The organism is Actinoallomurus iriomotensis (assembly GCF_030269445.1).
GTDB classification, from domain to species: Bacteria; Actinomycetota; Actinomycetes; order Streptosporangiales; family Streptosporangiaceae; genus Actinoallomurus; species Actinoallomurus iriomotensis.
In genome coordinates this window covers 452,996-471,271 of the sequence record NZ_BSTJ01000003.1, presented here as the reverse complement: position 1 = coordinate 471,271, position 18,276 = coordinate 452,996, and the positions used below count along the sequence as shown (strand labels likewise).

The window sequence follows — 18,276 nt, the reverse complement described above, 5'->3', positions numbered from 1 at the left end:
GGACACCGGCCTTTCGGACGTACGGCGTGGAGGACGGAGGGGCGGCCGCCGTCAGGCGGCGCGGAAGACCAGGACGGCGTTCTGGCCGCCGAAGGCGAAAGAGTTGCTCATCGCCGCCGCCATCGGCCGTCGCCGAGGACTCCCGGTGACGACGTCGAGGTCGATGGCCGGGTCGAGGCGGTCGAGGTTGGCGGTGGGAGGAATCGTCCGGTGCCGCAGCGCGAGCACGGTGCAGGCCGCCTCGATCGCCCCGGCGCCGCCGATGGAGTGCCCGATGATGCTCTTCGTCGCGGTGACCGGCGGCGGTGAGGGGAACACCGCGTGCAGGGCGCGGGCCTCGGCCAGGTCGTTGTGCGGCGTCGCGGTTCCGTGGGCGTTGACGTGGTGCACGTCGCGCGGGTCGATGTCGGCGTCGCGCAGAGCCTCGCGCATCGCTCTGGTCACCCCCTGCGCCGACGGATCGGGCGTGGTCTGGTGGTAGCCGTCGGCGGTCGCGCCGTAGCCGGCCAGGTAGGCGTGGGCGCAGGCGCCGCGAGCCGCCGCGTCGGCGGCACGTTCGAGGATGAGGATCCCGGCTCCCTCGGAGAGGACGAATCCGTTCCGGTCGGAGGCGAAGGGCCGGATGGCCGTCGCCGGGTCGTCGTGGCGATCGGACAGCACACGCATCTGCGCGAACATCGCCGTCACCAGCGGAACGCACGCGCACTCCGTGCCACCGGCGATGGCCACGTCGCACGCTCCGCCGCGCAGCAGGTCGCGGGCCACCCCGATGGCGGTGGCACCCGACGCGCAGGCGGTGGAGGTGACGAGGTTGGGGCCCAGCGCCTGGAGGTCCATGCCGATCTCGCCGGCCACCATGTTGGCGGCGGTGCGGGGGATGGCCAGCGGCGACATGGCCCGGATACGACGGGCGCGGAACTTCTCGTACTCGTCGGTCAGGTGGTCCCCTCCTCCGCCGCAGCCGATGACGACGGCGACACGTGTGCCGTCCCAACCGGTCGGATCGAGGCCCGCGTCGGCCACGGCCTCGCGGGCGGCGACCAGGGCGAGCTGGGTGAACCGATCGATGCGCCAGATGAGTCTCCGTCCCAGCCGAGCGACCGGATCGAATCCCGGTACGCGGCACGACAGGTCCACGGGGAGGCCGGCGAGTCGCTCGTCGCGTGCGGCGGTCGACCGGCCGGCGCAGAGGCCCGCCCACGTCGCGGGCACGCCGATTCCCGCGGGTGTGACCAGGCCGAGCCCGGTGACCGCTATCTCGGCGCGGTTCATGAGGCGTGCTCCGCGGCTTCGGCCCGCCATTCGCCGGACTCACCGGACTCGGCGGGCTTGCCGGACTCGGTGCGGAGGCGCTCCCGGTCCAGCCGAGCCGCGATCTCGCCGAGTGTCATGTCGACGGTGGCGCCGGCGACGGCGTCCTCCACGCGGAAACCACACTCGTCCTCCAGGATGACGGCGATTTCGGCGAGCACGAGGGAGTCGATCTCGAGGTCTTCCATGGTCGCCTCCGGCCGTACGAGGTCGGCAGGCACGCCGAAGTACGAGACGAGGCGCTCGGAGACGAGGTCGTAGACGGGGTTCATCGGCTGTGCGGCGTGGAGGCCCTGGCCTGCAGGCCGGGGTGGGCACGCCGCTCCCTCCTCAGAATGTCGGTGGTGGTGGTTAGCGTCGTGGCATGCGATTTCGGCTTCGGCCCACGTCCGCTCAGGAGGCGGCGTTGCTGGAGCACTGTGCGCATGCCCGGTATGTGTGGAATCTCGCGGTGGAACAGCACCTGCACTGGCGGCCGGAGCGGGTGAGTGTGCCGGGTTATGCCGAACAGTCCCGTCAGCTGACCGAGGCCAGGAGAGAGTTCGGGTGGTTGGCGGCGGGTTCGCAGACGGTGCGGCAGCAGGCGTTGCGGGATTTCGCTCAGGCCATGGCGCGTTTCTTCGCCGGCATGCATCGGCGTCCGAGGTGGCGTAAGGCGGGGGTGCACGAGGGGTTCCGGATCGTCGGCCGCCGTGGCGCTCACTGGGACGTTCGGCGGCTGTCTCGCAAGGTCGGTGAGGTTCGGATCCGCCGGCTGGCGCGCGCCGCGCGTGGGTCGAACCGGCACAAACGCATCAAGACCGCGATCGCCCGGTTGAAAGCCCGCGAAACCGATCGGCGCAAGGACTGGGTGGAGAAGACCTCCACCGATTTGGCCCGCCGCTTCGACCTGATCCGCATCGAAGATTTGAAGATCGGCAATATGGTCCGTTCCGCACGCGGCGCCATCGCCGCACCGGGTGTGAACGTGCGGGCCAAAGCCGGACTCAACCGTTCGATCCACGCAGCCGGATGGGGTCATCTGGCAAGGCGTCTGGAGCACAAAGCGGTCGGCCGGGTGGAGAAGATCAATCCGGCGTATACGTCTCAGACCTGTCATGTTTGTGGGCATTGCGCAGCGGACAGCCGTGAGGGCCAAGCGGTTTTCCGCTGTCGCGCCTGCGGGCATGTCGATCACGCGGATGTGAACGCGGCCAAGAACATCGCGGCAGGACGTGCGGTGACGTGCCTGCCCCGACCAACCGACCCCGACCGACCGCCCGTGCGGGGAGCCCTCCAGCCGCTGGGCGGGGCCATGAACCGCGAACCTCAACCTGTTCTCTCCTCTGTGTAGGGGGATCGGGTTGGAATCCCCCGCCTTCAGGCGGGGGTGGACGTCAACGAGGAGAGAGCCTTTCTGCCGTGGCCACCGGCCGCCGTTCGAACCGGGTCGGGAGGAAATCGGCGAACAGGAAGTCGAGGTTCGGCGGGCCCGGCTCGCGCCCGCCGGGAAGCAGGGAGAGCAGCCGGGACCGGTCATAGGAGCGCCGGTGCCAGGCGAACGGCAGGAACGGCTGGAAGTACTTGGCCGCGAAGCGCTCGAAGAAGTTCGGATCGGCCGGAGGAGGGCCGAGCGTGAAGCGGAACTCGGGAACGTGTTCGGCCGCCAGCCGCCACAGGTGCTCGGCCGAAGTGTCCTGCGGATGCACGAGGTGCAGCGTCGTGACGGTGCCCTCGGCGGGCCGGGCGGCCATCCGCGCGGACGCGTCCAGCATCGCTTCGGCCGCGTAGCCGACCTGCACCATGTTGAGCCGTGCGTCGGGATGGCCCGGCAGCCGGACCGTCATCGGCGCCGCGCCCGGCCGCCGGTGTACGGCGCGCATCCGTACCAGCAGGCTGACCAGCGAAGCGAGCTGGTGGCTCGGTGCGCCCGCCGGGACGGGACCGTCGGGGATCATGAGGCTGGGACGCAGGACGAGCACGGGCCGGCCCGTGCGGCACGACCAGTCGCGTACCGCGACCTCGGCGTGGTACTTGGACTGCTCGTACGCGTTCTCGAAGCCCGCCGAGCCGTCCAGGTCGCCCTCCAGGATCAGCCCCTCCCGGCGGCGGCCGGCGACGAACGCGGTGCTGAGGTGACGGACACGAGTGCCGGGTGCCGCGGTCTCCGCCAGGGCGAGCACGTTCCGCGTGCCGTCGAGATTGGCCCGCCGCAGGCGTGCCGGATCGGCCTGGAGGGTCGTGTCGGCGGCGCAGTGCCAGAGCTCGGTCATCGAGTCCGCCAGCGCCTGGAACCGGTCGTCGGGAAGGTCCAGCCCGGGACGTCCGATGTCCGCCTGGACGGTGCTGACCCGCCGGCGTGCAGCGTCCAACACGGGGGGCGGCGCGCCGAGAGCCTCGAGCGCGGACAGGAGACGGGCGTGCGCCTTGCCGGGTTCGTCGCGGCTGAGTACGACCACGTCGCCCACATCACGTGACAGCATCGAGCGCAGCAGGTACGTGCCGGTGAATCCGGTGCCACCGGTGACGACGACGGTCATCGCGCCTCCTCCTTCCGCGGGTCCGCGTCGCTCAGGCCCAGCAGCCGCCAGAGCCGGGTGCAGGCGGGCGTCATCAGTCCCAGCTCGACGGCCAGGCGGCGTGGGCCCGCCACGGCCGCGCGGAACTCCGCCCGCCACGCCGGATCGCGGTAGGCCTGGGCCCGGACGCGGCGCGGGATGGCGAACTCGCGGTTCATCGAGCGCGGCGGGCCGAGGACCAGCCCGGCGACGATCCGGACGACCACCGGCATCGCCAGCGCGAGGAGCGTCCGGTGAAGGCGGCCGAGCCGGGGAACGCGGTGCCGGAGGTGATGCCGGGCGAACGACAGGTGCCGTGCCTCCTCCGCCACGTGGATTCTCATGATCCGCACCTGGAGCGGGTGCGTGCGGGAGGCCTCCCGCAGCACCTGGCGCTGAGCGTGGTCGATGGGCTCCTCACCGGCCAGCGCGAAGATGAGGAACAGCTCCGGTGACAGCCACGGCAGGAGCGGCACGAGCTCGGCGAGGACTCCGCGGACGGCCGGCAGGCCGGGGACGGGCAGGCCCGTGCGGGTCGCGAACTCCCGGAACATCATGCCGTGGTTGGCCTCTTCGATGACCTCGTGGTACGCGTACCGGAACGCGGGAGAGCCGGCCGGCAGGCGCCGTGCGAAGGTGAGCAGGCCTCGTTTGAGGACGTTCTCGAACTGCACGCCGGTCTGCATCATCGCGGTCACCCGCCAGAGGCCCAGCCGCGCCTGTACCGCCGGGCTCAGGCCCTGGTACCAGCGGGTGGCGCTCAGCCGGTCGGCGTCGGGGAGCCGCCACCGCGGGTCGGCGGGATCGATGTCGAACTCCGGGTCGTCCCAGGGAATGTCGCGGTAGGGGGACCAGTTCTTGCGGACCGACGATCGGGACAGCCGGTCCACGACGTGCGTGTAGGAGCGGTCGTCGACGATCGGAGTGCCGGGCGTCGGCGGTGGCGGCTGGGTCAACATGACCCCTTTCATCGCTGTGTGGAGGGTGATGGGGGGCGCCGCCCCGGCGGCACGAGCCGCTGTACGGCGCGGAGCCACCGGTCGGCGAGGTCCCCCGGGTCGGGACAGCCGCTGTCGGTGATGAACGCGGCGCACGTCCGCTCCCGGTAGGTCGTGAGCGCCACGCCGAGAGGCTGTCCGGCGGGCAGGTACGACACGGGAACGAACCCGGTGACGGGTCTGCCGGCGAGCTCCAGCGCACGGTCCGGGCCGGGCACGTTCGTGGCGAGCAGGTGGCTGTGCCGGGGACTCTGGATCGCCTCGACCAGCAGCCTGGCCAGCCACCGCGGCATGGTCGCGCCGAGCCGGCTCTCCGCCGCCGTACGGCCGTCGCCCTTGCCTCGCTCGGTGGCGGCGTGCAGGATCGCCAGCTGCCGTGCGGGTGAGGATTCGTCGCACGGCAATCCGACACGGAAGGGGATGAACCGGTTGCCCACCGCTCCGCCGCCGGGCCGGCTCCGGGTGCTCATCGGAACCAGGGCCCACGGTCGTCTGTCCGGGTTCGAGAGGTTGTGCCAGGGCGAGCCGGGCCACTCCCGGAGGACCGTGGTGAGCGCGGCGAGGAACACCGTGTTGACGGTGGTGCGGTGTTCGTGTGCGACGTGCCGCAGGAGGCTCAGGTCGGTGAACGTCCAGGTGAGCCTGCGGTCACCGGTGAGGTCGCCGCCTGTCACCGGTCGGGCGGGAGGCCAGAAGCCGCGCACGAGGTTGACCCCGCCACGTGTCATCTCCCCGAGGCCCGGCCTCGCCCGCGCCGGCCCGTGCCGTGGCGTGCGGTGCTCGCCCTGCGGCGGGCCCGGCGGGTCGGGGCTCAGGAGACTTCCCGCGACCCGGTGAGGGATGGACATGCCGTCGTGCAGCGCGTGATGCCCGAGGTACAGCAGCGCGAACTCGTTCTCCGCGTGGCCGCGCAGCAACCAGGCCCGCCACAGGGGGCCGCCGTCGCGGACGCCCTCCCGCAGCAGGTCGTCGACCGCCGAGATCAGGCCGATCCGGCCCTGCTCGGGAGCCACGACCCGCTCGCCGATCAAAGCCGTGAGGGTGTGCGGGGCGAGCGGCAGCCAGGCGTTCCGGCGGCGACCGGCCGGTGTCGGCGCGTTGCCGAGGCGGGGGAGCGAGGGCAGCCGTTCCCCGAACCACCGGCGGACCTCGTCGATCGCGGGTGCAGGCCCGTCGAACAGCGCCAGGCCGCCGATCGCCAGATTGACCCGGGGGTGGGCGGCGTCATAGGCGAGGAAGGCGCGTTCGACCGGGCCCAGCGGCGGGACGGGGCCGGTCGGGAGCCTGTCCCGGGTCGCGTGGACCTCGCGGCTTGCCATCTCATCACCTTTCGGTCAGTGATCGGGATTCCGGGGAGGCGGCCGCCACCGTCCGCGGCGGAACCGGCGGGCGGTCCGGCGGTGCGGTGCGCGGCGGACGCGGCCACCACCAGTTCCAGCGCCCGAGGACGCGCATCAGCGCGGGGACCAGGACCAGACGGACGATCGTCGCGTCGATCACGATGGCGACCAGCAGCGCGAAGCCGAACTCCTTGAGCTCCACCACGGGCGACGGCAGCAGTGCGACGCACACGGCGACCAGGACGGCCGCGGCGACGAAGATGGGCCGGGCGGTGCGCTGTACGCCGGCGGCGACCGACGCCGTGTTGTCCCCCGTGCGGCGATGGATCTCCTGAATACGGCGGACCAGGAAGACCTCGTAGTCGGTCGAGAGCCCGAACACGATCGCGAACAGCAGGAGAGGCAGATAGACCTGGATGATCCCGTCGCCGTGGAAGCCCAGCACACGCTCACCCATCCCGAACTGGAATGTCACGACGAGGAGGCCGAGCGTGCTGCCGCAGGTCAGCAGGTTCATGACCACCGCTTTCAGCGGGATCAGCACGCTCCGCATCAGAGCGGCGAAGATCAGCAACGTCGACACCAGGACCAACGCCAGCACCCACCACAGTTTTCGCACGAGCTCGTCGTGGGCGTCGACGAGCAGGGCGCTGACGCCGCCGACCAGCACGGAAGACGAGCGCGGCACGTTCGCCGGCGCGATCTCACCGCGGACGCGCCGTACGAGGGCCGCCGTGCGCGGCGAGTCGGGAGCCTCCCGGGGGACGACCAGCAGGACCGAGGCGAAGCGGGTACCGCCCACGGCGACGGCATCGACCTGCCGGTCGCGTTCGAGGGCGGCCGCCAGCCGGGTCACGTCGGGGGCCGGCCCGCCCGGGGGACGCCGGACATCGACGATGAGCGTGCCCTCCGCCCCGGCGAAGGAGTCCGCCTCCAGCACGGCGATCCCGGTGCCGGTCGGGGTCCGCGAGAGCGCGCTCCGCTGGAGGTCGGCCCCCAGTCTCAACCGGAGCGCGGGGGCGGCGCAGAGCAGCAGTAGCGCCGTGATGACGATCAGATACGGCCACGGGCGCCGCATGAGGTGTCCGGCCCAGCGGGCCCAGCGCCCGTCGTCGGAGAATGTGGCCTCGTACGGCCGCCCGCGCCGCCACGGCAGCGTGCCGGCGTCGAGCAGGCCGGGGCGGACGGACAGGGCGGCGGGCAGCAGGGTGACCGAGCCCGCCAGCGCCACGACGATCACGATGAGGGTCGCCAGCGCGAGTTCGGCGAAGATCGACACCTTGACGATGAACAGGCTCGCCGCCGCGGCCGCCACGATCACCGCCGAGTACACGACGGTGCGGCCTGCCGTCGCGACCGCGATGCCCGCCGCTCGTGCGCAGTCGGCACCGCCACGCCGTGCCGCCGGTGCGGCCGCGATCTCCTCCCGGAAGCGGCTGACGATGAGCAGTGCGTAGTCGATGCCGATCCCCAGGCCGACGACCGACACCGCCGTCAGCACGAAGACGTCGAACGTCGTCACCTGGTCCAGGACACGAATGACGCCGAGGGCCGTGAGGATCGTCGCCGCGGACAGCACCAGAGTCAGGGCGGCGGCGCCCAGGGCGCCCAGCCCGATCCACAGCACGAGGAACGACAGGACGATGGCCACGCCCTCGACGACGCGGACGGAGGAGATCTCCAGCGTCCTGACATCGGCGTTCGCCGGAGTCTCACCGACCAGGAAGGCCGAGACGCGGCCGCCCGAGGCCTGCCGGGCCGCCCGCTCCACCGCCGCCCGCTGTGCCGGGTAGCGGGCGAGTCGCTCCCGGTCGTCGCCGTACGTCGAGACGAACACGTAGCTGTTGTGGGGATCCCGGTAGGACAGCCCGCGTACCTCGAACAGGCCGATCGGATGAGGAGCCGAGACGTCGCCGCCGGCGGCCGGGAACGCCTTGGTGATGATCACACCGGGCTGCCTCATCAGCGTCTCCTGGGTGCCGTCCACCGTCGACCGGTAGATCGGTTCGCCGGCCGTCAGCCGGTCGGAGTGGAAGACGAGCAGTAACTGCTCGGTGCCCAGCACCGGCATGTCCCGCTGGAGCGCCTTGGTCGTACGGGCGGACTCGGCGCCGCGGACGCTGAGCGGAGGCGAGCCGAGCGAGTGCAGCAGCGAGGGCAACAGCGCGAGTGCGGCCAGGGCGAGAAATCCCCAGATGGAAAGGACCGCCCACCGGTTCTCCGCGGCCGCCACGCCGCAGCGGAACAGCGCCGAATGCGTGAAGTGGGAGCGGTCCGCCGTCCTGGGTTGTGACTCTTTCATTCAGTCGATTACCTTTCCCGGCGCACGCGAAACGTGAAAGAAGTGGGCGGTGTCGTTTTCCGCTACCGGTGCGAATATCCGGCCAACGAACAACATGTCAGCATGACGCGAAATAAAAATCCACAAGACAGATGTTGCGTAGCGTTGCCTCGTTACGGTGGGGATGCTTGTGGTGACATAATGTGATGTCGTCGAATCGTTGTGGCTGAAGGGAGCCCTGTGACATGGTCGATCCCACCTACCGTCACTCGCTGACCGCGCTCCGTGCCGCGTTGGGTGGATTGTCCGCCGTGGAATACCTCAACCAGGTGAATCGCCGGCACCAGGCCCTCGGATTCGGCGCGATGGCGATACGGAGGGAGAAGGTCATACGCTGGGAGTCCGGTGCCTCCACGCCTCAGCTTTCGGCCCAGCTCGCCATGGCCGATCTCCACGGTGTCCCGGAGGACGCCGTGTACGACCTGGGCTGGCCCTCCTGGCTGTTGCTGGCCTTTCCCGCCGACCGGGCGCTGCTGCGGGCGCCGTGGAACCTGGACGGCACGCTCGGCTCGCTCCCAGGCCCGGCGCAGGCCCGGCCGTCCGACCGCCGACAGTCGCCGTGGGCCGCCGGCTCCACCCTCGACGCGATCGTCGGCGAATGGTCCGTCGCGCTGTCGGAGCCCATCCGCGTGATCCGGGCGGGAAGGGGGCGTGTCACCCGGGACATGATCGGCACATTCGCCGAACCGCTTTTCCGGATAGGTCGCCTCGACGACGTTCTCGGTGGAGAGATGACCCGGCGCATCGCGTTGGCGAATTTCGAGGTGCTCAGTTCCATCGCCCGCGATGCCGCCTACGACGACGCGACGGGGCGCTGCCTTTTTTCGGCGCTCGGCGAAGCGGCCAGGATCTGTGGGTGGTTGTTTTTCGACTCAGGCCTGCATTCGGCCGCCCAGTCCTATTACGTGACGGCGCTGCGCGCGTCGGCCATGGCCGGTGACGCGATGGCCGGAGCCAACGCACTCGCGTTCATGGCCATCCAGGCCTACTCGGAGGGTGACGCCGACGACGCCGTGAAGCTCGTCAGCGTCGCGTTGGACCGTTGCGAGGGGCATGCCACGCCTCGGCTACGGGCGATGCTCTACAGCCGCAGGGCCCGGGCCCACTCCAGGACCTCCCACGGGCTCACCGCGTGCCTTCGCGACCTCGACGAGGCTCGCCGGCAGTACGCGCTCGGACCGCACGACGACGACCCGGCGTGGCTCTACTGGATGACCGAGAGCGAGTTGGAGATGCTCGCGGCGTCCTCGGCGCTCAGCCTCGGCCGACCGCATGAGGCACTGGACTCCTTCGACGCGGCACTGCGCAAGGGACACTCCGCCGAGGACTTCCCGCGCGACCACGCGATCTACCTCATCCGGATCGCCCACGCCCACCTGCTCGCCGGAGAGGTGGAGCAGGCATGCCACACCGCGACGCAGGCCTTAACGCTCTCCCGCGGCCTCCGCTCGGAACGGGTCCGATCGGATCTCACCCGCCTCGCCATGGCGCTGGCCGGCCACCGATCCTGCCAAGCCGCCCGTGAGTTCTTCGACTTCTACGGCACCGCCGACCCGGCGATCATCGCGTGACCTCACGAGCGGGCGTTAAAGGGGGCGGGCCGTGCGTGGGTCAGCGCACGGCCCGCCCCGGGGGCGGTATCCGGGTTGGCTCGGAAGCCGGCGAGGGATCGCGTACGGCCCGGAGGGGGTCACTGTGAGGTGCGTCGGCGATGACGCGGCGAACGCTCTGGCGGGTGAGCGTTGCCCTGGGGGGAGTTCATCGCCGACGCACCTCCCCGGATGTGAACGCCCTTGTGAACGGTCTTCACGTTAGGGCCGTCGGCGGCCTTCGCCCGCGTGCTTAAGCGTCCCTTAAGGAGGACCTAAGCGAGAGATCGGGCTCACCGCCGTCGCGCGCCCGCCGCCGGGAGCCAGACCTGGATCTGGGCGCCGCCGAGTGTCGAGCGGTCGATGCGCACGTCACCGCCCGCCGCGTTGGCCATGCGGCGGGCGATGTCGAGGCCGAGCCCGGTGGAGCCGCCGCCGCTGGCGCCCCGGCGCAGGGCCGTGTCGGAGTCGTCGATCCCCGGGCCGGCGTCGGCGACGAGGATGGCGACCCGGCCGACGCCCTCGTACAGCGTCACCACGAACGCCGTGCCCTGCGGCGTGTGGCGGAACACGTTGCCGAGCAGGGAGTCCAGCACGGCGCTGAGCTCGGTCCGGGCGACCGGGACCGGGACCGGGTGCTCGGCGCCGACCAGGTCGCAGTCGCGGTTCTGGTCCTCGGCCAGGGCCGACCAGAAGGCCATCCGGTCGCGCAGGACCTCGGCGGCGTCGCACAGCGCGCGCTGCTGCTTCGGCCTACGCGCCGCGCCGATGATCCGGTCCACCTCCTCCTCCAGGCGCTGCACCGCGAGGCGGGTCTGCTCGGCCGCCGGCTCGTCGCCGAGGGCGGCGGCGTTCAGGCGCATCGCGGTGAGCGGGGTGCGCAGCCGGTGGGACAGGTCGGCGACCAGCTCGCGTTCGGCGGCGAGCAGCGCCTCGACCCGGTCGGCCATGGTGTTGAAGGCGCGGCCCGCCTCACGCAGCTCGGGTGGCCCCTGCGGGTCGATCCGGGTCCGCAGGTCTCCGCCGCCGAGGATGGTGGCCGCCTTGGCGAGGATGCGCGCCGAGCCGACGACGCGGGCGGCCAGGCGGTCGGCGACCACGACGGACCCGACGACGAGCGCGGCCGCCACGCCGCTGAGCACGATCCAGGCCGATCGCACCCCGCGTGTCAGGTCCTCCTTCGGCAGGTACACCTCGACCACCGTCGTACGGCCGTGGTCCAGGGCGACCGGCTGGAGCAGCACGTACCCGCCGGCCGCGCGCGCCGAGAACGACCGCCCCCGCGCCATGGCGGTCTGCAGGTCCACCAGGTGCGCGTGCGTGGTGCCGATGGTGGGGCGGCCGGGCAGGTGCACGGCCACCCGGCCGGCCTCTCCGGCCTGGATGCTCGCGACCGCGCGTTCGACCGCGGCACGGTCCGTGGAGATGGCCAGCGCGGGGGCGAGCGAGCCCGCCTGCCGTTCGGCGTCGGCGAGCGCGCGGTCGCGGGCGATCTCCCGCACCATGAGCCCGAGCGGTACGAGGAAGGCGAGCGCGACCATCGACGTGACGGCGGCCGACACCAGCGCGAGTGACCGTCTCATCCGATACTCGTCACGGGCTCATCCGGGCGGCAGCAGCTTCACGCCGACACCACGGACGGTGTGCAGGTAGCGGGGCTGGGACGCGGTCTCGCCGAGCTTGCGGCGCAGCCACGACAGGTGGACGTCGATCGTCTGGTCGTCGCCGTACGACTGGCGCCAGACCTCGGTGAGCAGCTCACGCCGGGGCACCACCTGACCGGCGCGGAACGCCAGGTGCGCGAGCAGGTCGAACTCGCGGCGGGTCAGGTCGAGCGGCGCGCCGTCCAGGAACGCCTCGCGCGCCTCGAGGTCGACGCGCAGCCCGCCCACCTGGCAGGTACGCGGGGGAGCGGACCGGCCACGGGCACGGCGCAGGACGGCGGACAGCCGGGCGATCAGGTGTTCGGGGGAGAAGGGCTTGACGAGATAGTCGTCGGCGCCCGCGTTGAGCAGCCGTACGATCTCGGTCTCGTCGTCGCGGGCGGTCGCCACGACTACGGGGACGTCGGAGACCGCGCGCAGCATCTTCAGCGCCTCGGCCCCGTCCAGATCCGGTAATCCCAGGTCGAGGACCACGACGTCGGGCGCGTCCTGCGACACCTCGCGCAGGGCGTCGAGTGCCGTGCTCGCGCTGCGGACGGTGTGGGAGCGCTCGGTGAGCTCACGAATGAGTGCAGAGCGTACGAACTGGTCGTCTTCGACGACTAGTACATTCGCCATATTCCGTAGCCTAAGGGGCATCATGGCACCCGTGCGGCGTGTGATGACCTATGTGACCGTCTGGGTCGGAGCGACCACGCTCGCCATGCTGCTCGTCTGGTTCGGTGCCCGCCCGGTGCTGCACAACGCGGTCTTCGGTGAACCGCCGGCGGCCCGGCCCCTCGTCGGCGAGCAGCCTCCGGTGCGTCCGCCGCCGTCGGCGAGCGCCGCGCCGCCCGCCGACTCCTCCACCGTCGCGACGCCGTCGCCGAGCGCCTCACCGACGCCGCGCGACCGTACCTATGTCGTCCACGGGGGCAAGGTCGTGCTGTCGGTGACGGCGACGACGGCGCGTCTCGTCTCCGCCACCCCGAACCCCGGGTACGAGATGCGGACCTGGCACGGCGACGGCTGGCTGCGGGTCGACTTCACCAAGGGATTCCGGGCCTCCAGCCTGTTCGCGACCTGGAACGGCCACGCCCCGGACGTGCGCGTCCTCGGCGGCTGAACCAAGTGACCGACGTCACCAGAATACGGTTCGGTCGGCTCCGGTAACCTCCTGCTTATGGATGTCAACGGAGCTGCAGCCATCGTCACCGGCGGCGCGAGCGGGCTGGGTGAGGCCACCGCCCGCGACCTGGCCGAACATGGCGCGAAGGTAGTCATCGCCGACCTCAACGAGGACCGCGGCAAGGCCATCGCCGACGAGATCGGCGGAGTGTTCGTCAAGGTGGACGTCTCCGACGAGGCCCAGGTGCAGGCCGCCGTCGACGCCGCCGTCGCCACCGGTGCGCCGCTGCGCGTCGTGGTGAACAGCGCCGGCATCGGGTGGGCGTCGCGGACCGTCGGCCGGGACGGCTCGCCGCACGACCTCGCGTCGTACCAGAAGGTCATCGCGGTGAACCTCATCGGCACCTTCAACGGCATGCGCCTCGGCGCCGCGGCGATCGCCAAGACCGAGCCGCTCGACGAGTTCAACACTCGTGGCGTGGTCATCAACACCGCGTCCGTCGCCGGTCTCGAGGGCCAGACCGGGCAGGTCGCCTACTCCGCCTCCAAGGGCGGCATCATCGGCATGACCGTGCCCGCCGCGCGCGACCTCGCCGCCATCGGCGTCCGCGTGAACACCATCTGCCCGGGCATCATCGACACGCCGATCTACGGGCAGGGCGAGCAGGCCGAGGAGTTCAAGAAGAAGCTCGCCGCGCCGGTGGTGTTCCCTAAGCGCATGGGCAAGGCGTCGGAGTTCGCGCACCTGGTGCGCTCGCTGGTCGAGAACGACTACGTCAACGCCGAGACCATCCGCTTCGACGGCGGTATCCGCTTCCAGCCCAAGTGAGGTCCGCGCCATGTCGGATGCAGTTCTGACCGAGGTCGGCGACGGCGTCGCCGTCATCACGATCAACCGCCCCGAGGCCAGGAACGCCGTCAACGGCGCGGTCGCCAAGGGCATCGCGGGCGCGCTCGACGAGCTCGACGCGCGCAAGGACGTGTCCGTTCTGGTGCTGACCGGCGCGGGCGGCACGTTCAGCGCCGGCATGGACCTCAAGGGCTTCCTGACCGGGGACAGCCCGCTCGCCGAGGGCCGTGGTTTCGGCGGCATCGTCGAGCGCCCGCCGGCCAAACCGATCATCGCCGCCGTCGAGGGGTACGCCCTGGCGGGCGGGTTCGAGCTGGCCCTGGCGTGCGACCTGATCGTCGCGTCCTCGGAGGCGAAGTTCGGGCTCCCGGAGGTCAAGCGCGGCCTCGTCGCCGGCGCCGGCGGCCTGCTCCGCCTTCCGCGGCGGATCCCGTACCACGCCGCCATGGAGCTCGCGCTGAGCGGCGACCACTATCCGGCGGCCCGCCTGGCCGAGCTCGGCCTGGTCAACCGGATCGCGGAGCCGGGCGAGGCCCTGTCCGCGGCGCGCGAGCTGGCCGCCAGGATCGCTGAGAACGCGCCCCTCGCCCTCGCGGCCACCAAACGCGTCATCGTCGAGTCGCCCGACTGGGACGGCGCGGAGCAGTTCGCGAAGCAGGGCGAGATCATCAACCCGGTGTTCGGGTCCAAGGACGCGATGGAGGGCGCCGCCGCGTTCGCGGAGAAGCGCCGTCCGTCCTGGTCCGGCGAGTAATTCTCACTTCCTGAGGGCGGTCCCTTCCGGGCCGCCCTCAGGCGTTCTTCGACATACGCCGGCGCAGGTCCCTCAGGTAGTAGTCGCGCGGGAAGGTGCGGACGCGCAGCGGCAGGCGTGGATAGGCGAGCCGCAGGGCGGCCATGAGGAGACGGAAACGGGCCCGCCGCGCCCGGTCCCAGCGCCAGCCGTACTGGCGGCGGATCGGCTCGGGCATCAGCCCGACGGTGATGATGCGGATGGCGGCGAGGCCGGGCTCGTTCAGCACGCCGCCCCGCAGGCTCGGATGCAGCACCTGCCGGGCGATGGCCCGTGAGGCGTCGCTGATCTCCAGGGACGCGAGCGTCTTGGCGTAGTACTCCCGGAAGTCCCGGTACGTCGCCGGCATCATGGCGTACGGGCAGCCGAGGATGGTCGCGTAGACCTTGGTCTGCTCGTAGTAGGCCGCCCGCTCGTCGTCGGAGAGCCGGCGGAAGAGCAGTTCGTACGCGTGCACGGCCGTGGCGAACAGCGTCGCGGCCACCCACACCTGAAGCTCCGGGTCGCCGGCCGTGTAGCCGGGGCCGGTGACCCGGTCGTGCATGCTCCGCACGATCCGGCTGAGCCGCTCGGCCTCGGTACGGGTGCCGAAGCCGACCGCGTACACCCACTGCATGGTGCCGCGCAGGCGGCCGAGTGGGTCCTCGGCGGTGTAGCTGTGGTCGAAGACGCCCTGGGCGATCTTCGGATGGGCGGTCTGGAGCAGGGAGGCCGCGCCGCCGGCCGCGATGAGGAACCCCTCACGGCCGATCACGCGGATCAGGTCGTCGTCGTGGAAGAGACCGGCGTCGTCGGGGTCCATGGCCCCATTGTAAGTAACCACTTGCTTGAGTCGCCAGAGCGTGCAGGGACGGTAAAACCAGACGACATCCGGGTCGCGGACTGGGGATAATCGACGCTATGTCCGGTCCAGTACGTGTGCGCGGCTCGGTGGTGATCCCCGACTCCGAGTTGAGCTGGCGTTTCTCGCGTTCGTCGGGGCCGGGCGGGCAGCACGTCAACACGAGCGACACCGCCGTCGAGCTGTCCTTCAACGTGGCCGGCTCGGACGCGCTGCCGCCGACGTACAAGGAACGAGCGCTGGACCGCCTCCGCGGCCGGCTGGTGGGCGGAGTGCTCACGGTCCGCGCGGAGGAGCACCGCTCGCAGCTGCGCAACCGCGAGGCGGCCAAGCTACGGCTGGCGGCGCTGCTCACCGAGGCGACCGCCCCGCCGCCGAAGACCCGCCGCCCGACCAAGCCGAGTCGCCGGGTACAGGCCCGCCGCCTGGAGAACAAACGCCGCCGAGGCGACCTCAAACGCGGCCGCTCAGGCCGCTTCGACGACTGAGTCTCAAGAGTTCCAGGTGGCCTGGCGTACGGCGCGCAGCGCCTCCTTGCGGGTGGCGCCCTTGAGCGTGTCGACGTACAGCTGGCCCTTGAGGTGGCCGGACTCGTGCTGGAGGCAGCGTGCGAAGTAGCCGGTGCCCTCGATCCGCAGCGGCTCGCCCGTCAGGTCCACGCCCTCGACCACGGCGTGCGCGTGCCGCGGGGTGGCGAACCGCAGGCCGGGCAGCGACAGGCAGCCCTCATCCTCGTCGAGCAGGTCGCCGTCGGCGGTGACGAGCGTGGGGTTGACCACGTGCCCGACGTGCCGCCGTCCGGTGTCGTCGGCGCAGTCGTAGACGAAGACCTGGAGCGACACCCCGATCTGGTTCGCCGCGAGACCGGCGCCGTCGGCGGCGTACATCGAGGCGAACATGTCGTCGATCAGCCGCTTCAGGTCGGCGTCGAATGTCGTGACCTTGTCACACTCGGCGCGTAGCACGGGATCGCCCATGTAGCGGATCGGGCGCACCGTGCCCGCGCCCGGGCGGCGACGTCGTTCAGCTCCCACGGAACCAAGACTCTAGTGCGCCCGGGGCGCGAACGCCGAACAAGCGATCACCCCGGCGGCCGGGCGGCCACCGAGGTGATGTCGGGGTCGTTCACTCGGCCGGCTCGCCGGCCGGCGGCATCGGGAGCACGTGCGGCGGCTCCGGCGGGGGAGCCTGCGGCATCGCGTGCGCGCCCTGCGGCTGGCCGTGTGGCTGCGCCTGCGGCGGTGCGGGCGGCGGGAACGACGGCTGCGGAGGCTGGGGGTGCTGTCCCTGTCCCTGTCCCTGTCCCTGTGCCTGGGCCTGAGCCTGGGCGCGGGGGGCGTCGGGCTGCTGGTCCGGGCGCTCCTGCCGGTCGCGGCGGGGAGCCTGCGCGATCTCCTCGACCATCTTCTCCAGCGGGCCGGCGTTCTCCTCCGCGCGCAGCAGCACCGAGAGGGTCTCACTGATCTCGCTGAGCCGTCCCAGCGCCTGCGAGTGGTGCCGGGTCAGCTGGGTCAGCCGCTCCGTGGCGTCCTCGTTGATGGCCGACGAGCGGCGCTCGGCGCTCGTCAGGGTGCGCTCGGCCTCGTTGCGGGTGTCGAGGAGCAGCTTGTCGGCCTCCTGCTTGGCGCTCGACCGGATCCGCTCGGCCTCCTGCTTGGCCGCCGTCATCATGTGGTTGGCGTTGTCCTGCGCCTGGGCGATGGTCCGCTCGGACTTGCCCTGGGCCTCGTCGACGACGCGCTTGGCCTCTCTCTCGGCGTCCTGGCGGATCTGGTTGACCTTCTGGTCGGCGTCACCCAGCTTCGACTGAGCCTCTTCCTCCGCCAGGTTGATGATCTGGCGCAGGCGTTCGCTGAGGTCGTCACCGGTGGGCCGGCGGCTCTCGCGGACCTCGGCCATCTCGCGGCGGGTGCGCTCGACCTCGTCGAGGGCCCGGGACAGCCGTGCTTCGAGCTCGCGGATCTGGTTACGAGTGCGGGCGATGTATTCGTCGACCTGGCGGCGGTTGTAGCCGCGCATGACGATCTCGAACGACTCCTCCCGGAGGAGGTTTGGCAGGATCTCGGCTTCGTTGCTCATAGGCCCAAGGGGTTGAAGGTAGGTCTCGGACGACTCTCGACGCTTCTATCCCTTCGCGCAAGGGGAACGCGGCGTCTGGTAAGAATCGGTGACACTCCGTTGTCGCGCGGCGGGAGTTTGCAGACGATTTATATCGCCAAATGACCGTTTCAGGTGGAAGAACTCGTCCATCCGCAGGCAATGTTTCGGTCGAACCGCTGCGCCGTCCGCCGCCGGGGGTGGACCGCCGGGCCTTCCCCGGTCGCTTCTAGACTCGTCGATCGTGGCTGACTTCTTCCTTGGTGCGCTCGGCGAACACGAACCGAAGATCCACCCGGAGGCGTGGGTCGCGCCCGGCGCGGTCGTCGTCGGCCGCGTGACGCTCGGGGCGCGCGCCAACGTCTGGTACGGCTCGGTGCTGCGCGGCGAGGACGAGGAGATCGTCGTCGGCGAGGAGTGCAACATCCAGGACCTGTCCTGCCTGCACGCCGACCCCGGCGAGCCCGCGGTGCTCGAAGACCGGGTGAGCCTCGGGCACAAGGCGATGGTGCACGGCGCGCACATCGAGACCGGGTCGCTCATCGGAATCGGCGCGATCGTGCTCGGCGGCGCGCGGATCGGCGCCGGCTCGCTGGTCGCCGCGGGCGCGGTCGTACCCCCCGGAAAGACCATCCCCGCCGGGGTCCTCGTCGCCGGCGTACCAGGCAAGGTCGTACGGGAGCTGACCGACGACGACCGTGCCGTGCTCGCCTACACGCCCGGCGCGTACGTCGAGAAGGCCCGGCTCCACCGCGGGGCGCGCTGGATCTGAGTTTTGCTCGTGATCGCCTTCACGCTGGTGGTCCGT

18 protein-coding genes are annotated in these 18,276 nt (G+C 71.2%); 7 read left to right on the top strand and 11 right to left on the bottom strand.

The genetic code is table 11. The features are described from left to right. Nucleotides 1-51 precede the first annotated feature (51 nt). Together QSK37_RS15270 and QSK37_RS15265 are read right to left on the bottom strand one after the other, a co-directional pair. Entirely contained in the window at nt 52-1,272 is a 1,221-nt protein-coding gene (locus QSK37_RS15270; RefSeq protein ID WP_285620913.1) for a beta-ketoacyl-[acyl-carrier-protein] synthase family protein, read from the bottom strand. Beyond that, entirely contained in the window at nt 1,269-1,583 is a 315-nt protein-coding gene (locus QSK37_RS15265) for an acyl carrier protein (RefSeq protein ID WP_285620910.1), read from the bottom strand. Before QSK37_RS15265 ends, QSK37_RS15270 begins: the two co-directional genes overlap by 4 nt. A 92-nt stretch (nt 1,584-1,675) precedes the next feature. Here QSK37_RS15265 and QSK37_RS15260 point away from each other — a divergent pair, with 92 nt between their 5' ends. After that, nucleotides 1,676-2,644, top strand: a complete 969-nt coding sequence (locus QSK37_RS15260) for an RNA-guided endonuclease InsQ/TnpB family protein (protein ID WP_285620907.1) — start codon at nt 1,676-1,678, stop codon at nt 2,642-2,644. 43 nt (nt 2,645-2,687) lie between these two features. Here QSK37_RS15260 and QSK37_RS15255 read toward each other — a convergent pair whose 3' ends face one another. Genes QSK37_RS15255 through QSK37_RS15240 form a run of 4 tightly spaced genes read right to left on the bottom strand, consistent with a single transcriptional unit; the run spans nt 2,688 to nt 8,488 of the window. Further along, the gene (locus QSK37_RS15255) at nt 2,688-3,830 is read right to left on the bottom strand and encodes an SDR family oxidoreductase (RefSeq protein ID WP_285620905.1); all 1,143 of its coding nucleotides are present in this window, start codon (nt 3,828-3,830) and stop codon (nt 2,688-2,690) included. Then, a complete protein-coding gene (locus tag QSK37_RS15250; RefSeq protein ID WP_285620902.1) occupies nt 3,827-4,807 on the bottom strand; it encodes an AurF N-oxygenase family protein in 981 nt (326 codons plus the stop codon). Before QSK37_RS15250 ends, QSK37_RS15255 begins: the two co-directional genes overlap by 4 nt. An 8-nt stretch (nt 4,808-4,815) precedes the next feature. Beyond that, nucleotides 4,816-6,165 (bottom strand): WS/DGAT domain-containing protein, encoded by a 1,350-nt coding sequence (locus tag QSK37_RS15245; RefSeq protein WP_285620899.1) that lies wholly within the window; start codon nt 6,163-6,165, stop codon nt 4,816-4,818. A 4-nt stretch (nt 6,166-6,169) separates the two neighbouring features. Then, nucleotides 6,170-8,488: an MMPL family transporter gene (locus tag QSK37_RS15240; RefSeq protein ID WP_285620896.1), complete on the bottom strand. Its 2,319-nt coding sequence runs from the start codon at nt 8,486-8,488 to the stop codon at nt 6,170-6,172. A gap of 224 nt (nt 8,489-8,712) precedes the next feature. Here QSK37_RS15240 and QSK37_RS15235 point away from each other — a divergent pair, with 224 nt between their 5' ends. Further along, nucleotides 8,713-10,098 (top strand): NsdA family TPR-like regulatory protein, encoded by a 1,386-nt coding sequence (locus tag QSK37_RS15235; RefSeq protein WP_285620893.1) that lies wholly within the window; start codon nt 8,713-8,715, stop codon nt 10,096-10,098. A 311-nt stretch (nt 10,099-10,409) separates the two neighbouring features. Here the strand turns inward: QSK37_RS15235 and QSK37_RS15230 are convergent, their stop codons facing one another. Next, nucleotides 10,410-11,699 (bottom strand): HAMP domain-containing sensor histidine kinase, encoded by a 1,290-nt coding sequence (locus QSK37_RS15230; protein ID WP_285620891.1) that lies wholly within the window; start codon nt 11,697-11,699, stop codon nt 10,410-10,412. 18 nt (nt 11,700-11,717) lie between these two features. Beyond that, nucleotides 11,718-12,398, bottom strand: a complete 681-nt coding sequence (locus QSK37_RS15225; RefSeq protein ID WP_285568098.1) for a response regulator transcription factor — start codon at nt 12,396-12,398, stop codon at nt 11,718-11,720. A gap of 31 nt (nt 12,399-12,429) precedes the next feature. On the opposite strand from QSK37_RS15225, the gene QSK37_RS15220 reads away from it, so the two are divergent. From QSK37_RS15220 to QSK37_RS15210, 3 genes are read left to right on the top strand one after another with little or no spacing between them, the layout of a single operon-like run. Beyond that, nucleotides 12,430-12,885, top strand: coding sequence for a hypothetical protein (locus QSK37_RS15220; protein ID WP_285620890.1), 456 nt, complete (start codon nt 12,430-12,432; stop codon nt 12,883-12,885). Nucleotides 12,886-12,942: 57 nt separating this feature from the next. Then, the gene (locus QSK37_RS15215) at nt 12,943-13,716 is read left to right on the top strand and encodes an SDR family NAD(P)-dependent oxidoreductase (protein ID WP_285568102.1); all 774 of its coding nucleotides are present in this window, start codon (nt 12,943-12,945) and stop codon (nt 13,714-13,716) included. A gap of 10 nt (nt 13,717-13,726) precedes the next feature. Further along, complete coding sequence (locus QSK37_RS15210; protein ID WP_285620887.1) at nt 13,727-14,491, top strand: crotonase/enoyl-CoA hydratase family protein; 765 nt, start codon at nt 13,727-13,729, stop codon at nt 14,489-14,491. A 37-nt stretch (nt 14,492-14,528) separates the two neighbouring features. On the opposite strand, the gene QSK37_RS15205 is transcribed toward QSK37_RS15210, so the two are convergent. Beyond that, nucleotides 14,529-15,332, bottom strand: coding sequence for an oxygenase MpaB family protein (locus tag QSK37_RS15205; RefSeq protein ID WP_285620885.1), 804 nt, complete (start codon nt 15,330-15,332; stop codon nt 14,529-14,531). Nucleotides 15,333-15,430: 98 nt separating this feature from the next. Here QSK37_RS15205 and arfB point away from each other — a divergent pair, with 98 nt between their 5' ends. Then, a complete protein-coding gene (gene arfB, locus QSK37_RS15200; protein ID WP_285568109.1) occupies nt 15,431-15,859 on the top strand; it encodes an alternative ribosome rescue aminoacyl-tRNA hydrolase ArfB in 429 nt (142 codons plus the stop codon). Nucleotides 15,860-15,862: 3 nt separating this feature from the next. Here the strand turns inward: arfB and def are convergent, their stop codons facing one another. Next, nucleotides 15,863-16,405, bottom strand: a complete 543-nt coding sequence (def, locus tag QSK37_RS15195) for a peptide deformylase (protein ID WP_285620883.1) — start codon at nt 16,403-16,405, stop codon at nt 15,863-15,865. 91 nt (nt 16,406-16,496) lie between these two features. Continuing rightward, the gene (locus QSK37_RS15190) at nt 16,497-17,450 is read right to left on the bottom strand and encodes a DivIVA domain-containing protein (RefSeq protein WP_285620880.1); all 954 of its coding nucleotides are present in this window, start codon (nt 17,448-17,450) and stop codon (nt 16,497-16,499) included. A 262-nt stretch (nt 17,451-17,712) separates the two neighbouring features. Here QSK37_RS15190 and QSK37_RS15185 point away from each other — a divergent pair, with 262 nt between their 5' ends. Further along, nucleotides 17,713-18,240 carry a gamma carbonic anhydrase family protein gene (locus tag QSK37_RS15185; protein ID WP_285620878.1) on the top strand — a complete coding sequence of 176 codons (528 nt, stop codon included), beginning with the start codon at nt 17,713-17,715 and terminating at the stop codon, nt 18,238-18,240. The last annotated feature ends 36 nt before the right edge of the window (nt 18,241-18,276 follow it).

Bases quoted from the DNA above. Each gene is read 5' to 3' on its own strand.
- QSK37_RS15270 (WP_285620913.1), bottom strand. From the start codon at position 1,272: ATGAACCGCGCCGAGATAGCGGTCACCGGGCTCGGCCTGGTCACACCC.
- QSK37_RS15265 (WP_285620910.1), bottom strand. From the start codon at position 1,583: ATGAACCCCGTCTACGACCTCGTCTCCGAGCGCCTCGTCTCGTACTTC.
- QSK37_RS15260 (WP_285620907.1), top strand. From the start codon at position 1,676: ATGCGATTTCGGCTTCGGCCCACGTCCGCTCAGGAGGCGGCGTTGCTG.
- QSK37_RS15255 (WP_285620905.1), bottom strand. From the start codon at position 3,830: ATGACCGTCGTCGTCACCGGTGGCACCGGATTCACCGGCACGTACCTG.
- QSK37_RS15250 (WP_285620902.1), bottom strand. From the start codon at position 4,807: ATGTTGACCCAGCCGCCACCGCCGACGCCCGGCACTCCGATCGTCGAC.
- QSK37_RS15245 (WP_285620899.1), bottom strand. From the start codon at position 6,165: ATGGCAAGCCGCGAGGTCCACGCGACCCGGGACAGGCTCCCGACCGGC.
- QSK37_RS15240 (WP_285620896.1), bottom strand. From the start codon at position 8,488: ATGAAAGAGTCACAACCCAGGACGGCGGACCGCTCCCACTTCACGCAT.
- QSK37_RS15235 (WP_285620893.1), top strand. From the start codon at position 8,713: ATGGTCGATCCCACCTACCGTCACTCGCTGACCGCGCTCCGTGCCGCG.
- QSK37_RS15230 (WP_285620891.1), bottom strand. From the start codon at position 11,699: ATGAGACGGTCACTCGCGCTGGTGTCGGCCGCCGTCACGTCGATGGTC.
- QSK37_RS15225 (WP_285568098.1), bottom strand. From the start codon at position 12,398: ATGGCGAATGTACTAGTCGTCGAAGACGACCAGTTCGTACGCTCTGCA.
- QSK37_RS15215 (WP_285568102.1), top strand. From the start codon at position 12,943: ATGGATGTCAACGGAGCTGCAGCCATCGTCACCGGCGGCGCGAGCGGG.
- QSK37_RS15210 (WP_285620887.1), top strand. From the start codon at position 13,727: ATGTCGGATGCAGTTCTGACCGAGGTCGGCGACGGCGTCGCCGTCATC.
- QSK37_RS15205 (WP_285620885.1), bottom strand. From the start codon at position 15,332: ATGGACCCCGACGACGCCGGTCTCTTCCACGACGACGACCTGATCCGC.
- arfB (WP_285568109.1), top strand. From the start codon at position 15,431: ATGTCCGGTCCAGTACGTGTGCGCGGCTCGGTGGTGATCCCCGACTCC.
- QSK37_RS15190 (WP_285620880.1), bottom strand. From the start codon at position 17,450: ATGAGCAACGAAGCCGAGATCCTGCCAAACCTCCTCCGGGAGGAGTCG.